General features: G+C 70.3%; 11 protein-coding genes. 5 read left to right on the forward strand and 6 right to left on the reverse strand.

Annotation, left to right across the window (positions count from 1 at the left end; all coding sequences use genetic code 11):
* Nucleotides 1–58 precede the first annotated feature (58 nt).
* Nucleotides 59–2,554, forward strand: coding sequence for an ATP-dependent DNA ligase (locus tag ACO1X9_RS06615; RefSeq protein WP_486350025.1), 2,496 nt, complete (start codon nt 59–61; stop codon nt 2,552–2,554).
* 36 nt (nt 2,555–2,590) lie between these two features.
* Here the strand turns inward: ACO1X9_RS06615 and ACO1X9_RS06620 are convergent, their stop codons facing one another.
* From ACO1X9_RS06620 to ACO1X9_RS06640, 5 genes are read right to left on the reverse strand one after another with little or no spacing between them, the layout of a single operon-like run.
* Nucleotides 2,591–3,427, reverse strand: a complete 837-nt coding sequence (locus ACO1X9_RS06620) for a CPBP family intramembrane glutamic endopeptidase (protein ID WP_486350026.1) — start codon at nt 3,425–3,427, stop codon at nt 2,591–2,593.
* Nucleotides 3,428–3,437: 10 nt separating this feature from the next.
* A complete protein-coding gene (locus tag ACO1X9_RS06625; RefSeq protein ID WP_486350027.1) occupies nt 3,438–4,925 on the reverse strand; it encodes an aspartate ammonia-lyase in 1,488 nt (495 codons plus the stop codon).
* Nucleotides 4,926–4,957: 32 nt separating this feature from the next.
* Nucleotides 4,958–5,161: a hypothetical protein gene (locus ACO1X9_RS06630; RefSeq protein ID WP_486350028.1), complete on the reverse strand. Its 204-nt coding sequence runs from the start codon at nt 5,159–5,161 to the stop codon at nt 4,958–4,960.
* On the reverse strand, nt 5,158–6,327 hold the full coding sequence (locus ACO1X9_RS06635) for an anion permease (protein WP_486350029.1): 1,170 nt from the start codon (nt 6,325–6,327) through the stop codon (nt 5,158–5,160). Before ACO1X9_RS06635 ends, ACO1X9_RS06630 begins: the two co-directional genes overlap by 4 nt.
* A gap of 56 nt (nt 6,328–6,383) precedes the next feature.
* On the reverse strand, nt 6,384–7,103 hold the full coding sequence (locus tag ACO1X9_RS06640; RefSeq protein ID WP_486350030.1) for a ZIP family metal transporter: 720 nt from the start codon (nt 7,101–7,103) through the stop codon (nt 6,384–6,386).
* A 181-nt stretch (nt 7,104–7,284) separates the two neighbouring features.
* Here ACO1X9_RS06640 and ACO1X9_RS06645 point away from each other — a divergent pair, with 181 nt between their 5' ends.
* Nucleotides 7,285–7,593 (forward strand): hypothetical protein, encoded by a 309-nt coding sequence (locus ACO1X9_RS06645; RefSeq protein WP_486350031.1) that lies wholly within the window; start codon nt 7,285–7,287, stop codon nt 7,591–7,593.
* 224 nt (nt 7,594–7,817) lie between these two features.
* Here the strand turns inward: ACO1X9_RS06645 and ACO1X9_RS06650 are convergent, their stop codons facing one another.
* Entirely contained in the window at nt 7,818–10,322 is a 2,505-nt protein-coding gene (locus tag ACO1X9_RS06650; protein WP_486350032.1) for a DEAD/DEAH box helicase, read from the reverse strand.
* 149 nt (nt 10,323–10,471) lie between these two features.
* Between ACO1X9_RS06650 and ACO1X9_RS06655 the strand changes: the two genes are divergently transcribed.
* The 3 genes from ACO1X9_RS06655 (at nt 10,472) to ACO1X9_RS06665 (ending at nt 13,225) form a co-directional block, all read left to right on the forward strand.
* Entirely contained in the window at nt 10,472–11,770 is a 1,299-nt protein-coding gene (locus tag ACO1X9_RS06655; protein WP_486350033.1) for a DUF2510 domain-containing protein, read from the forward strand.
* Nucleotides 11,771–11,933: 163 nt separating this feature from the next.
* Nucleotides 11,934–12,992 carry a DUF2510 domain-containing protein gene (locus ACO1X9_RS06660; protein WP_486350034.1) on the forward strand — a complete coding sequence of 353 codons (1,059 nt, stop codon included), beginning with the start codon at nt 11,934–11,936 and terminating at the stop codon, nt 12,990–12,992.
* 44 nt (nt 12,993–13,036) lie between these two features.
* Nucleotides 13,037–13,225: a hypothetical protein gene (locus ACO1X9_RS06665; RefSeq protein WP_486350035.1), complete on the forward strand. Its 189-nt coding sequence runs from the start codon at nt 13,037–13,039 to the stop codon at nt 13,223–13,225.
* Nucleotides 13,226–13,254 lie beyond the last annotated feature (29 nt).

Here is a 13,254-nt window from a genome sequence, read left to right on the forward strand (position 1 = left end):
ATCTTCCTCGGCTCGCAAGGGATTCTCGACACTCTTGCGAACTCAGTAGCTTGAGCACATGGCAGCGAAGACCGAGCAGGTCGTCACCGTCGCCGGACACCGCGTGAAGCTCACCAACCTCGAGAAGGTGCTCTACCCGGAGACGGGCACGACGAAGGCGGAGGTGCTCGACTACTACTCGCGCGTCGCCGACGTGCTCATCCCGCATGCCCGCAACCGGCCGGTCACCCGCAAGCGCTGGGTGGAGGGTGTCGGCACCGACGCGAAGCCGGGCTCCGTCTTCTTCGAGAAGAACCTGCCGACCTCGGCACCGTCGTGGATCCCGCGCCGCGACATCCAGCACTCCGACCACGTCAACACCTACCCGCTCGTGAACGACCTGGCGACGCTCGTCTGGCTCGCGCAGCAGGCGAGCCTCGAACTGCACGTGCCGCAGTGGCGGTCCGGCAAGGCCGGCGCCCGGCAGAACCCCGACCGTCTCGTGCTCGACCTCGACCCCGGTGAGGGCGCGGGGCTCGAGGAGTGCGTCGAGGTCGCGAAGCTCGTGCGCGGCATCCTCGACGGGATGGGGCTCGAGGCCTTCCCGGTGACGTCGGGCTCGAAAGGCATCCACCTGTACGCGCCGCTCGACGGCGAGCAGACGAGCGACCAGATCTCCGAGGTCGCGCACGAGCTCGCACGGCTGCTCGAGGCCGATCATCCCGACCTCGTCGTCAGCGACATGAAGAAGACGCTGCGCGCGGGCAAGGTGCTGCTCGACTGGAGCCAGAACAACGGCAACAAGACGACGATCGTGCCCTACTCGCTGCGCGGTCGGATGCGGCCCACCGTCGCCGCGCCCCGCACCTGGGAGGAGCTGCTCTCCCCCGGTCTGCGGCAGCTCGAGCTGCACGAGGTGCTCGACCGCGTGGCGACGACGGGCGACCCCGCGGCCGAACTCGAGCGCGAGATCTGGCACTCCCGCGAGACGGAGGAAGCCCTCGCCGAGTACCGCTCGATGCGTGACGGGTCGAAGACCCCCGAGCCGATGGGCGGCGAAGCGGCGGGCACGGGGATCCGCCCCACCGGCAATTCGTTCGTCATCCAGGAGCATCACGCGACGGCGCTGCACTACGACTTCCGCCTCGAACGCGACGGGGTTCTCGTCTCGTGGGCGGTGCCGAAGGGCGTGCCCACGCAGGCCGGAAAGAACCACCTCGCGGTGCACACCGAAGATCACCCTCTCGAGTACGGGCAGTTCGAGGGCGAGATCCCGAAAGGCGAGTACGGCGCGGGGAAGGTCACCATCTGGGATCGCGGGTCGTACGACCTCGAGAAGTGGCGCGACGACGAGGTCATCTTCACGATCCACGGCGAGAAGCACGGCTCGTCGCGGCTGGCCCTGATCCAGACCGACTCCGGGGGCGGCTCCGATAAGAAGCCGGGCAAGAACTGGCTGCTGCACTACATGAAGGATCAGCAACCGGTCGACTGGGACGACCCGGAGAGCATCGCCGCCTCGAAGGCCCGTTCGGCGTCGGGATCGTGGAAGCGCGTCGGCGCCGAACCGCGCAAGGGGCTCAAGCGCGGCAAGACCGTCGTCGGTGGCCGCACGAACGCGTCGGGCACCGTGCATCCGATGCTCGCGACGCTCGCCGACGACGCGTTCGCCGGGGGCGACGGCTGGGTGTACGAGCTCAAATGGGACGGCTACCGCGCGCTCGCGACGGTGCGCGACGGCGTGCTCGACCTGCGCTCACGGAACGGCCTCGACTTCGCGGCCACCTACCCCGAGCTCCAGCGGATCGTCGACGCAGTCGACGGGGATGCCGTCCTCGACGGCGAGATCGTCGCGCTCGACGAGCGTGGTCGGCCGAGCTTCCAGCGCCTGCAGACCCGGTCGGGCATCACGAACCCGCGCGAGGTCGAGCGGGTCCGGAAGCGGCAGGGTGTCGAGTTCTTCGCCTTCGACGTGCTCGAGCTCGGAGGCCGCTCCCTCGCCGGCCTCCCCTACTCCGAGCGCCGCGCCGCACTCCGGGAGGCGGTGCGCGACACCGACGTCGTGCGCGTGCCCCCGGATGCCGGCGGCGACCTCGCCGCGGCGATCACGACGAGCCGCGAGCTCGGACTCGAGGGCGTCATGGCGAAGCGGATCGACAGCCCCTATCGACTCGGTCGGCGCTCGCGCGACTGGCTCAAGCTCAAGCACACGCTCACGCAGGAGGTCGTGGTCGCCGGCTGGCGTCCGGGCAACGGCGCACGCGCCGACACCGTGGGGTCTCTGCTGCTCGGCGTGCCCGACGGGGACCGGCTGCGGTACGTCGGCCGGGTCGGCAGCGGGTTCACCGATCGCGAGCTCACCGAGCTGCGCGCCCGCCTCGATCGACTCGCCCGGCAGACGAGCCCGCTCATCGGAGTGCCGGGTGCGGACGCCCGCGAGGCCCACTGGGTGACGCCCAGCCTCGTCGGCGAGGTCGGCTACGCGGAGCGCACCTCCGACGGCCGGCTGCGAGCGCCGACCTGGCGCGGCTGGCGCGCCGACAAGAGCCCCGACGAGGTGCGCTGGGAGGGCTGACTCGTGGCCCGGGAGCAACTCAATCCCGGGCGCAACTCAGTACAGGAAGAAGATCGGCGCCCACTCCGGATTGCGGGCGTGCACGATCGCCAGGAAGACGAGCGCATCGAACAGCAGGTGTACCGCGAGCACGTAGCCGAGCGACCTCGTCTTCGCGAACAGGTAGCCCTGCAGCAGGGCGAACGGGATCGTGAGCAGCGGCCCCCACGCGCGGTACCCCAGCTCCCACAGGAACGACACGAAGATCACCATCGTGAGCACGTTCGCCGTCCAGAACGGGAAGTGCCGACGCAGCAGCACGAGCACCGTGCAGATGAAGAACAGCTCATCCCAGGTGCCGACGGCGTTGACCCCGACGAAGAATCTCGCCACTTCACCGCCATCCTCGAGCGGCGGCCAGTTGAGGTACGCGCCCGAGCGGATGAAGTAGAACGGCAGGATCAGGTAGCCCAGCAGCGGCACCGCGACGAGGTAGCCGATCTCGAGCGGGGTCTTCTTCTCCCGCGACCGCCACGGGAAGCGGATCACCCGGCGGCGGTAGATGAAACGGTCGACGACGAACGGCAGCAGCACCGCGAGCCCGAGCACGATGCCGATGCGGAGGAAGCTGCCCCACGAGACGTCGGCCTCGACGCTCGTGGTGGCGACGACGCCGATGCCGATGCCGACGAGCGCGAGATCCTTGCCGAGCTCACGGTCGAGCAGCATCGCCGCGACGAGCGAGAACGCGAGCAGCGGAACGCCCACGACGTGCTGGATCGGCGTCTCGTGCAGCGCGAAGAGCACGAACGCCGACAGCGCGACCCCTGCCGCGGGCACGAGCTTCCAGCCCGAGCCCGCATGGGGTGGGGCGTCGGCGAGCCCGGGACTCACGCGGTGGGCTTCATGAGGTGGGCACGTTCGTCGGCAGCGTGCTGTCGCCCGTGGGCGGCACCATCCCCGAGAGCCGCTCGGGCGACAGCACCCGGCGCACCTCCTCGGCCGTCATGAGTCCCTGCTCGAGCACGAGCTCGGCGATCGACGCGTGCGTCGTGAGCGCCGTGTGGGCGAGGGTCGCCGCGGCCGCGTAGCCGATGTAGGGGGTGAGGGCCGTGACGACGCCGACACTCATGCCGACCTGCTCCTCCAACCGTTCGATGTTGGCTTCGATGCCGTCGACGCAGTTGATGCGCAGGGTCTTGCAGGCGTTCGTCAGCCACGTGAGCGACTGCAGGATGCTGTGGGCGATCACCGGTTCGAACGCGTTGAGCTGCAGTTGGCCGGCCTCCGCGGCGGCGGTGACCGTGGCATCCGCGCCGATGATGCTGAACGCGACCTGGTTCACCACCTCGGGGATGACCGGGTTGACCTTGCCCGGCATGATCGACGATCCCGCCTGGCGGGCCGGCAGGAAGATCTCCCCGATGCCGGCCTGCGGACCCGACGAGAGCAGCCGCAGGTCGTTGCAGATCTTGGAGAGCTTCACGGCGGCGCGTTTGAGCGTGCCGGAGGTGGTCATGAAGATGCCGGCGTCGGACGTGGCCTCGATGAGGTCCGGCGACGTCTGCTGCGGGATGCCGGTCACGTCTTCCAGGTGGTGGCGCACCGCTTCGGCGTAGCGCGGATCGGCGGTGATGCCGGTGCCGATGGCGGTCGCGCCCATGTTGATCTCGTTGAGCCACGGGATGACCTCGGAGAGACGGTCGTAGTCCTCGGTGAGGGTGTGCGCGAAGCCGCTGAACTCCTGGCCGAGGGTCATCGGCACAGCGTCCTGCAGCTGGGTGCGGCCGACCTTGAGGATGTTCGCGAACTCGCGCCCCTTCGCGGCGAACGCCTCCGTGAGGAGCTTGTGCTCCTCGAGCAGCCGATCGATACCGAACACCATCGCCAACTTGATCGCCGTCGGATAGACGTCGTTCGTCGACTGCGAGCGGTTGACGTCGTCGATCGGATGCAGGTGCTCGTAGGCGCCGCGCGGGTGGCCCAGCATCTCGAGGGCGATGTTCGCGATCACCTCGTTGGTGTTCATGTTGGTGCTCGTGCCCGCACCGCCCTGGATCACCCCGACGACGAACTGGTCGTGGAACTCCCCCGCCACGATGCGCTCGCACGCCGCGTCGATGAGGTCGGCCTTCGCCGGCTCGAGCACCCCGATCTGCTTGTTCGCCCGGGCCGCCGCCTGCTTCACACGGGCGAGGGCGCGCACGAGGCCGGGATAGTTCCAGATGGCGCGGCGCGAGATCGGGAAGTTGATGAGAGCGCGGCCGGTGTGGATGCCCCAGTAGGCGTCGGCCGGGATCTCCATCGATCCCAGCGAATCCTTCTCGGTTCGAGTCGGACCCTCGCCCTTGAGGATGCTCGTGGCCTGCTCGGGTCCGTTGGTTCCCTGCATGCTCTGAGCCTACGGGGGCGCGGGCCGTCGCGTCAGTGGAAGAACGGCACGATCAGATAGATGCCGAAGAGGACGATCAACCCGCACACGACGTAGAGCGCGACCGACACGAGGCGTCGCCACGGGGCGTCGCCCGATCCGAGACGCAGGGCGAGCGAGAACAGGATGACGACGCCGCACGCCGCGACGAGCGACGCCACGACGACGACCACGAAGGCGAGCCAGTTGATCGTCACCTCGCACCTCCCGAGGACGACTTCTTCTTCTTCGGGCGCACGAACTGTCCCGGTTGCGGCTGGTGGAACGTGCGGTGTGTGACGCGATTGCGACGCGACCACAGGTAGATCACGGTGATCGCGACCACGGCGAGCCCGACATCCAGCCAGATGCCCCAGACGCCGGCACCGGCGAGCAGGGCGGCGAGCGCTGCGAGGATCCCGGATGCCGGGATCGTGATGAGCCACCCGATCGCGATCTTGCCGGCGGTGCCCCACTTGACCTTCGCGCCCTTGCGGCCCATGCCGGTGCCGATGACAGACCCCGACGCGACCTGGGTGGTCGAGAGGGCGAAGCCGAGGTAGCTCGAGGAGAGGATCGTCGCCGTCGTCGATGCCTCGGCGGAGAAGCCCTGCGCGGGCTCGATGTCGGTCGTGAGGTCTTTGCCGAGGGTCTTGATGATGCGCCAGCCGCCCGCGTAGGTGCCCGCGGCGATCGCGATGGCGCACGCCGTGATCACCCAGAACGGCGGATGCGCGTTGACGTCGAGGAACCCCGCCGCGATGAGCGTGAGGGTGATGACGCCCATCGTCTTCTGCGCGTCGTTGGTGCCGTGCGCGAGCGAGACGAGGCTCGAGGTGAAGATCTGGCCCCGCTTGAAGCCGTCGCGCTGGGCCTTCTTGACGACGGCGTAGGCGATCTTCGTCGCGAGGAACGCGATCGTCATCGCCGTGACGGGCGCGAGCACCGCGGGGATCAGGATCTTCGACACGAGCACCGCCCCGTCGATCGCCTGGAAGCCGGCGCCGACGATCGCCGCGCCGATCAGCCCGCCGAAGAGCGCGTGGCTCGACGACGACGGCAGGCCGAGCAGCCAGGTGAGGAGATTCCAGACGATCGCGCCGATGAGGCCCGCGAGGATGAGCTCGGGCGTGATCTGTACGCCGGCATCCCCGTTGCCGCTGCTCTCGCGGATCAGACCTCCGGAGATCGTGCGGGCCACCTCGGTGCTGAGGAACGCGCCGACGAGGTTGAGCACGGCGGCGAGGCCGACCGCGATGCGCGGCGTCAGAGCGCCCGTCGCGATGGGGGTCGCCATGGCGTTTGCCGTGTCGTGAAAACCGTTCGTGAAGTCGAACAGGAGCGCGAGGCCGATGACGAGAACGACCAGAAGTGTGAGGTCCACCGCGGGCAAGTCTCACACACCGCGGATCATCTCGTTACCCGCTGTTCTCCGTCCGTTCACCCGAGGTGGGAGATCGTGAACGCCGCGAGGAAGCCGAGCGTCGCGAGCAGCCCGGTGAGCGCGCGGCCGCCTTGGAACGCGACGGGAATCATCGAATTGCACACCATCGCGAGGATGCCGCCCGCGGCGATCGTCGTGATGACCGCCGTGAGTTCGGGTGGGGCATCCCGCAGCAGCAGGAAACCCAGCAGAGCCGCGACGCCCGAGACGGCCACGACGGAGCCCCACACGCCGAAGACGTACCCCGCGCGACGTCCGGCATCCTTCATCTGCGCCGAGCTCGACAGCCCCTCGGGAAGGTTGGAGATCGCGATCGCGAGCACGATCGGCAGACTCAGCCCGCCGGTCGCGACGACGGAGGTGCCGAGCACAACCGACTCCGGGATGCCGTCGACGAGGGCCCCGATCAGCAGCGCACGACCCGACGGCTTCTCGTCGTCACCCCGACGGCGTCCGCGGGTGTCCACGAGCCAGTCGGCTCCGACATAGAGCACGGCGCCCGCCGCGAACCCGACGACGGTCGGCCACAAACCGCCGACCCGGTGCGCCTCGGCGACGAGCTCGAACGCGAGCGCCGAGATGAGCACGCCCGCACCGAAGGCGAGGATGCCCGCCACGACCCCGGTGGGCACGCGGACGAACCACGCGAGGGCGGCGCCGACGAGCAGCACCGATCCTGCGGCGAGTCCGCTGCCGAGGGCGAGCACGGCGTCCATGCGCACAGTCTGCTCCCCCGCGGTGCCGCCGGGGCCGGCACCGCCCCATTCCGAGCGGTACCCGGGAGGGTGCGACCCGGACGGGGAGCCCCCGAATCGGGGAATGTACGGCGCCCCCGGGCGCTCCTAGTGTCGGGTCAACGCGATCGGGGGGTCGCGGCAGACGAAGGGTCGGATCAGGATGCACTCGCCGCGAGTGCTGGGCGTCGTCGCGCTAGGCGCGATCCTCGTCGCAGCGATCAGCTTCGCGGTCGTCGATGTCAGCATCGCCGACGGGTGCGGGCAGGGACCGTGCAACAACGGCATCCCCGTCGTGGCGATCACCTTCGCGGCGCTCGGCGGTCTCGCGGCACTCGTGAGCATCATCCCCGCCGTCACCTGGATCGTCGACGCCGTGCGCGACGCCCGCCAGTCCCATCCCGAGGTCGATCGCGAACTCGCGCGGGCCCATCGTGTGCGCCCGACCTACGCCGACGACGACGAGTTGTGAGGGACGAGACGTGAGGGACCAGTTGTGAGGGACGAGTTGTGAGGGACGAGTCGTGAGGGACGAGCGCTGATGGTCGCCGACACCGCCGGTGCGCACTGCCTCGGCATCGGCTGCGACCACGCGGACGCCTCCCCCTCGCGGCGGGCGTCGGCGACGCCGCTGCGCGGTCGACACTCCGAGGCCGGCCGACGCGAACGTCTGCGCCCGGCGCCGCCCACCTCCGGTCAGTCGAGACGACCCACCGAGAGCACGCGCACGACGGCGACGCCCTCCTCGGCGGATGCCTCCAGATCGACCTCCGCGGTGATGCCCCAGTCGTGATGCCCCGCCGGGTCGTCGAGGATCTGCCGCACGACCCAGCGCTCCGGCTCCTCGTGGATCACGAGACGCGCGGCCGACCGCGCGTCGGGACCCGTGCCGATCGCATCGTGCTCGGCGTAGTAGTCGTCGAGGGCCGCCATCCACGGCACCCCCGGGTCGAGCGCGAGCAGCTCGTCGTCGCGCTGCAGTGCCGCGAGTTGCACGCGCCGCCACAGGGCGTTGCGCACGAGAACGAGGAACGCACGACGGTTGGTGACGACCGACGTCGGCGGAGGCGGCAGGACGGGCTTCTCGCCCTCGATGATCGCCGGATTCTGCAGCGCCGCCCACTCGTCGAGCAGGCTCGAGTCGACCTGCCGCACGAGCTCACCGAGCCACTCGATGAGGTCGTGCAGCTCCTCGGTCTTCGCCTCGTCGGGGATCGTCTGCCGCGCCGCGCGGTACGCGTCGGAGAGGTAGCGCAGCACGAGACCCTCGCTACGGCCGAGCTGGTAGAACGCGACGTAGTCGGAGAACGACATCGCGCGCTCCCACAAGTCGCGCACGACCGACTTCGGTGACAGCTCGAAGTCCCGCACCCAGGGCTGGGATGTCGCGAAGACTTCGAAGGACTGCGCGAGCAGGTCGTCGAGCGGCTTGGGCCAGGTGACCGCATCGAGCAGCTCCATGCGCTCGTCGTACTCGATCCCGTCGGCCTTCATCGCCGCGACGGCCTCGCCGCGCGCCTTGAACTGCTGCTGCGACAGGATCGGCCGCGGATCGTCGAGCGTCGACTCGAGCACGCTGATCATGTCCAGGGCGTAGGTCGGCTGTTCGGGGTCGAGCAGCTCGAACGCGGCGAGCGCGAACGGCGACAGCGGCTGGTTGAGCGCGAAGTTCGGCTGCAGGTCGACGGTGAGGCGCGGCACCCGCCCCTGCGGGGTGTCGACCACCTCGATCACGTCGGCGGCTTTGAGCGTGCGATAGATGCCGAGCGCCCGCCGGGCGAGTTCGCGCTGCCGGGCGATCGGCTCGTGGTTGTCGAAGACGAGGGCGCGCACATCCTGGAACGGATCCCCGCCCTCGCGGCCCACGACGTTGATGATCATCGCGGCGGTGATCTGCATCGACGACTGCAGCACCTCGGGCTCGGCGGCGATGAGCCGCTCGAACGACGCAGGCCCCCACGAGACGAAGCCCTCGGGGGCGCGCTTCTTCGGACCCTGCTTCTTGCCGCGCGCCTCGGCCTTCGCCGCCGCGATCGCGTTCTCGATCTCGTGCTCGGGCGCCTCGGCGACCACCTCGCCCGCGGTGTCGAACCCCGCACGACCGGCGCGGCCGGCGATCTGGTGGAACTCCCGCGCGCTCAGCTGCCGCATCTTCGTGCCGTCGAACTTCGTGAGCGCCGTCAGCAGCACCGTGCGGATCGGCACGTTGATGCCGACGCCCAGCGTGTCGGTGCCGCAGATCACCCGCAGCAGCCCGCGCTGTGCGAGCTGTTCGACGAGACGCCGGTACTTCGGCAGCATCCCGGCGTGATGCACGCCGATGCCCGCGCGCACCAACTTGCTCAGGGTGGCGCCGAAGCCCGCCGAGAACCGGAAACCGCCGATCTCCTCCGCGATGCGGTCACGGTGCTCCCGGGACGCCACCCGGGCGGACAACAGCGCCTGCGCGCGCTCGACGGCGGCAGCTTGCGCGAAGTGCACGATGTAGGCGGGGGCGAGACGCTCCTCGAGCAGCGATTCGACGGTCTCGTGCACGGGCGTGGTGACGTACCGGTAGTGCAGCGGCACGGGACGCTCGATGCCCGTCACGTGCGCCACCTCGACCCCGGTGCGCCGCTCGAGGTCGGCGGAGATGTCGGTGAGGTCGCCGAGGGTCGCCGACATGAGCACGAAGCGCGCGCGGTTCAAGATGAGCAGCGGCACCTGCCACGCCCAGCCGCGCTGCGGGTCAGCGTAGAAGTGGAACTCGTCGGCGATGACGACGGCCCCGCCGGTCGCGTTCGACCCGGCGTCGGCACCGTGGCGCAGCGCGAGGTTCGCCAGGATCTCGGCGGTGCAGCAGATGATCGGTGCGTCGGGGTTGACGCTCGAGTCGCCCGTCACCATGCCGACGTTCTCCGGCCCGAAGATGTCGACCAGGGAGAAGAACTTCTCGCTCACGAGCGCCTTGAGCGGGGCGGTGTAGAACGAGCGACGGCCCTGCGCGAGGGCGGCGGCATGGGCGGCGACCGCGACGAGCGACTTGCCGGTGCCCGTCGGGGTGGAGAGCACGAGGTGCCGGTCGAGCACGAGCTCGAGCACCGCCTCCTCCTGCGCGGGATAGAGCCGCAGCCCGCGACCTGACGCCCACTCCTCGAACGCCGAGACGAAGACATCCGGGTCCCACGGCGCCGGGAGAGCGGCGACGAGAGGTGTGGGCATCCCCCGAGTCTGCCCTGTCCCCAGCACGGGGTGCGCGGTGCCCCCATCACGGGGTAGACCCGCCGGGTACCCGGATCCGCGCCGACGGCTTAGAATCGACTGGGAATCCCGGCCAGCACCGGGTGGCGGGGCGTAAGGAGCGTGCAGTCGTGGCAGACGACGACGTCCGCGTACCCGCAGGGTGGTATCCCGATCCGCTCGGCCTGCCCCAGCTGCGCTGGTGGGACAACCACTCGTGGACCGAGCACACGTCGGATGCCCGCCAGCCCACCGTGCAGCCCCAGCCGATGCGCGCAGAAGCCGTCGCGCCGACCCGCCTCGCCTTCGCCGACGACCTGCCGTTCGCCGACGACCTCGCCGACCTCGACGACACCGCCTATCCGGCGGAGTCGGTGCCCGAGCTCATCGAGCCCGAGCCGGGCGGAACCGGGCTCACCGGCGGCCTGACCGCCGATCTGCCCAGCCGACGCGCCCTGCGCGAGCAGGAGCGACTCGCCACCGACGACGACGGTGCCCGCGAACTCGTCGGCGCCGGCCCGGCGTTCGCCCGCCCGCGCGGCGCCCTCGCCTCACGCGACGCCGACCCCGCGGCCGCCGCCGTGCGCTACGCCGAAGCGACGCGCATCGACGACGCCCCGCAGTCGCTGCGCTACGACCTCGACGAGGTGCACGAAGACCTGCTCGGCGAGACGGCGGTTCCGCGCTCCGCCTTCGCCCACGCGAGCAAGTCCGACGCGAACCTCATCCCCGACTACCCCGCCGAGCCCGAGACGGCGCCCGCGCGCGACGGCCAGCCCGCCTACGCTGCGCGCCGCAGCGCCCTCGCGCACGCGCCGTCGACGAGCACGGTGCCCGCGTGGATCCTCACGCTCCTGCCGGTCTACATGCTGCTCGTCGGCATGATGGTGCTGCTCAGCGGCACCGACGCCGCCTTCGCTCCCGTCACCGTCGGGCTCGTCGTCGGCGTGCCGTGGGTCGCCGGCATCGTGATCTCGTTCTTCGACCACCGGATGCTGCGCCGCCACGGCATGCACCGGCCCGCGCACTGGCTGTGGTCGGTGCTCGGCGCGCCCGTCTACCTCATCGCCCGGCTCGTGGCGACGGTGCGCGAAGCCGGCACCGGCTTCGGCCCTGTGCTCACCTACCTCGTGCTCGCAGTGTTCATGGCCGGCGCCGTCATCGCCGTGCCCGGACTCGCGATGGAGCTCGCCCCCGCGTCGTTCTCGGCCGAGGCCGAACGTTCCGTGGCCGACGACGCGCGGTCGCTCGGCGCCGACCTGACGATCGAGTGCCCCGACACGCCGCCGCTGCTCGTGCAGCAGTCGTTCACCTGCGTGGCCACCGACGACGACGGCACGAGCTTCGACGTGCGCGTGAGCCTGCAGCGCTCGAACGGCTGGATCGACTGGCGCGTCGACAACTGGGGCATCTTCGGCATGGGTTCCTGAGCGGATCGCTCTCCATTCCTGAACCCCAGCTGGGAAACACACCCGAACGGGGTGATGAGTCTCCGGGGTCGACTCCCTAGACTGGGCGCACCCCTGCACCATCCGCTCTGCACCCGCCTTCGCATTCGTCACACCGACGACCTGCCCCGAAGGAGACCGGCTTTTGACCGACCAGGCGATCCGCGTAGTCCCCGCGGGCTGGTACGAAGACCCCGCCTCGAGCGCCCACGTGCGCTGGTGGAACGGTCTCGCGTGGACCGAGCACACCACCCTCAAACCCACCGCGCCGCCGCGCCCGCAGCCCGTCGCCGAGCAGACCGGCCAGCAGGCCGCCGCGCAGAACCAGCAGGGCCACGGCTACCTGGATGCCTACAGCCAGCGCGCCGAGACCGTCACGACGTCCACGGGGTCGGTGCACACGGCCGAGACCCTCGCCCGCATCGCCGAAGCCCGCGAACTGGAGCGGCAGTACGGCATCAGCACCGCCGAGCACGACGTCATCGTGCAGGCCGCGACCGCCGGAGCCGCGGAAGAGCAGTCCACCCACGCCGACACCTACGTCGACACCGGGCCGACGCGCGCCGCGCACCGCGCGCTGCAGACCGCGACCGACGACTACGACTCCGACGACGAGCGCACCTCGACGGCGTCGGCGTGGTTCATCGCACTCTGGCCGCTGCTCACCCTCGTCGTCGCGGTGGTGATCGCCTACGTCTACTTCTATGTGACCCCCGGCCCGGTCGTCGCCGGCATCCCGCTCCTGGCCGGTGTGCTCGTCGTGCCGCTGCTGCTCACGCTCATCTGGGCGGTGATGGATGCTCGCAAGCTGCGGCAGCGCGGACACCGACCGGCGAGCCCGGCGCTCGCCCTGCTCGGACCGCTCGTGTACCTCATCGGCCGCCGTACCCGCGTGACCGGCTCCGGACCGCTCGTGACGCTCATCCTGCTCACGCTCGCCGTCGTCGGCGCACCCACCGCCGCCTACCTGACCGGTGCCACGGCGCCGATCACGAAGGCGCTCGAGATCCAGCAGACCGTTCGCGCCGACCTCGTCGACAGCGGTCAGCTCGCGTCGGTGAGCTGCCCGGTGCTCATCGAGAGCATCAACCCCGGCACGCTCTACTCGTGTGACGGCACCCTGCCCGACGGCTCGGCCAAGCGCGTCTGGGTGAGCATCGAAGACAGCACCGGCACGTTCGCGTACGCGCTCGACGTCCGCTAGTCAACGCGGTGTCGCCGGGCCGGGCATCGGCCTAGCGTCGAGACATGGCCGATCGCATCGTCACGCCCGGATCCGAGATCTCCCCCGACACGGGGGTGGGCTACGACTTCGAACGCGTGCCGTCCGGGATCGCCGCCGACCCCTCCCCGGCCGACCCCGACGCCCTGGTCGACGGCAACCGCGTGAGCACGGGCGCCGAGCTCGAACGCGACGTCGGCCGCACCGCGGGTTGAGTGCCCGGCGGAGCCGGGTGTATCGAAAC

This window comes from Pseudolysinimonas sp., assembly GCF_057350545.1.